The sequence below is a fragment of the Candidatus Aminicenantes bacterium genome, assembly GCA_026393795.1.
Classification (GTDB): domain Bacteria; phylum Acidobacteriota; class Aminicenantia; order UBA2199; family UBA2199; genus UBA2199.
On the sequence record JAPKZL010000318.1, the window covers coordinates 1 to 2,401 of the forward strand.

Consider the following 2,401-nt stretch of genomic DNA (forward strand, 5'->3'; position numbering starts at 1 on the left):
AGGATACCACCTTGCCAAAAAAAACTTTTCTTTCCAGATTGGCGTTGGCTTTACTGCTGGCGGTCATGTGCCTGCCGCTGGCGGCCGAGGACAACACGCTGCTGCAGACCCCGAACACTCCCTTCCAAACACCGGCCTTAGACCGCATCCAGCTGACCCACTATTTGCCGGCGATGCAGGAGGGGATGAAGAGGCAGCAGGCCGAGATCGACGCCATCGTGGCCAATTCCAAGCCGCCGACCTTCGAGAACACCATCGTCGCTCTCGACATGTCGGGTCAGCTCCTGGGCGATGTCAACGCGATCTTTTATTCGCTGCTGGGCACCATCACCAGTCCGCAAATGCAGGATGTCGCCAACCAGCTGGCACCGCTGCTATCGGCGCACAACGACAACATTTCGCTCAATGCCAAGCTCTTCGAGCGGGTCAAGGCCGTTTACGACCGGCGGGCCAAGCTGAAACTCTCCCCCGTGCAACTCTACCTGCTGGAGAACACCTACCGCGGCTTCGTGCGCAGCGGCGCCCTTCTCGACGAGAAGCAAAAAGGCCGTTTGCGCGAGATCAACAGCGAGCATTCCCTGCTGGTGCTGAAGCTCAATGACAATGTGCTGGCCGAGACCAACTCGTCCTACATGGTCATCGACGACAAGGATGACCTGGCCGGCCTCCCCGACGGCGTTGTCACCGAGGCGGCCGAGGTGGCCAAGGCCAGGAACCTGGAGGGCAAGTGGGTATTCACCGCCCAGAAGACCAGCTGGATCCCCTTCCTGCAGTATTCGCCGAAGCGCAACCTGCGCGAGGCGCTGTTCGCCTGCTTCTTCATGCGCGGCGACCGCGACAACGACAAGGACAACAAGGGTGTCCTGCAGAAGATCCTCGTGCTGCGCGAGGAGCGCTACCACCTGCTGGGTTACAAGACCCCGGCCGACTACTACCTTGAAACCCGCATGGCCAAGACGCCGGCGGCCGTCAACGAGTTCCTGATGCGCGTGTGGACGCCGGCCCTGGGGCGCGCCAAGGGCGAAGCGGCCGAAATGCAGAAGCTGATCGACGAGGAAAAGGGCGGCTTCAAGCTCGCCGCCTGGGACTGGTGGTTTTACGCCGAGAAGCTGCGCAAGGCCAAGTATGATTTGGACGATTCGGCGCTGCGTCCTTATTTCAAGCTGGAAAACGTACAGAAGGGCGTTTTCACCTTGGCTGAAAAACTTTACGGTTTGAAGTTCGTCGAACGCAAGGACATCCCCGTCTACCATCCCGAAGTCAAGGTGTTTGAGGTCAGGGAAGGTAGTGGGGTTCTGCTGGGGATCCTGTACATGGATTTCTTCCCCCGCGACTCCAAGCAGGGCGGCGCCTGGTCCGGGGCTTTCCGGGGAACCTTCTACAAAAACGGCAAGCGCGTCATCCCGTTTTCGACCCTGGTGTGCAACTTCACCAAACCTACCCCCGGCACACCGTCACTGCTCAGCATCGACGAAGTTTCCACGTTGTTCCATGAATTCGGCCATTCGCTGAACACCCTGTTCACCGACAGCGTCTACCGTTCCAACTTCGCCCCCCAGGACTCGGTGGAGCTGCCTTCGCAGATCATGCAGCACTGGGTGCTCGAGCCCGAGATGCTCAAGCTTTATGCCCGCCACTACCAGACCGGCGAGGTCATCCCGGCCGCCCTGGTCGAGAAACTTAAAAAGAGCAGCCTGTTCAATCAGGGCTTCGAGACGGTCGAGATGTTGGCCTCCTGTTTCCTGGATATGGCCTGGCACAATTTGGAAAACGCCGCCAACGTCAATGTGACCCGATTCGAGAACAAGGTCATGGTCGGCATCGGCCTGATTCCCGAGATCCTGCCCCGCTGGAAATCCACCTATTTCACCCACATCCATGGCGGCTACGAGGCCGGTTATTACAGCTACATCTGGGCGGGCGTTCTGGACGCCGATGCCTTCGAGGCGTTCAAGGAAACCTCGCTGTTCAACAGGAAAACCGCCGCCGCTTTCCGCAGGAACATCCTGGAAAAGCTTGGCACCGAGGACGCCATGACCCTCTACAAGCGTTTCCGCGGCCGCGAGCCCAAGGAAGACGCGTTGCTCAAGAACCGCGGGCTGCTGTAGGACAGACTAAGGTTGATTGGTGTAGGGGCGACCCTGGCGGTCGCCCCTTTTTTTTTAAATCAGAGAATATATTTTATTGAACACGGGGCAGGGGCAAGCCCTGCGGTTGCCCCGGAATCTGTCTTCTCGTGAATCCAGGGCGGGGGCGAGCCCCGCCCCTTGTATATTACTCTTTGTAAATATTTTAAGTATTAAAATATTTCCAAACGCCCCGATGTTTTTAATGACCGTTCGCCCCTTGAGCTGAATGCTCGAACGTAGCAAGGTCCAATCGGGGCTTTGCCAACATGGAT

At 58.1% G+C, this 2,401-nt stretch carries 1 protein-coding gene; it reads left to right on the forward strand.

All coding sequences use genetic code 11. From position 1 onward, the window contains the following. The first annotated feature begins 11 nt into the window (after nucleotides 1-11). Nucleotides 12-2,108 carry a M3 family metallopeptidase gene (locus NTW95_15550; protein MCX6558820.1) on the forward strand — a complete coding sequence of 699 codons (2,097 nt, stop codon included), beginning with the start codon at nucleotides 12-14 and terminating at the stop codon, nucleotides 2,106-2,108. Nucleotides 2,109-2,401 lie beyond the last annotated feature (293 nt).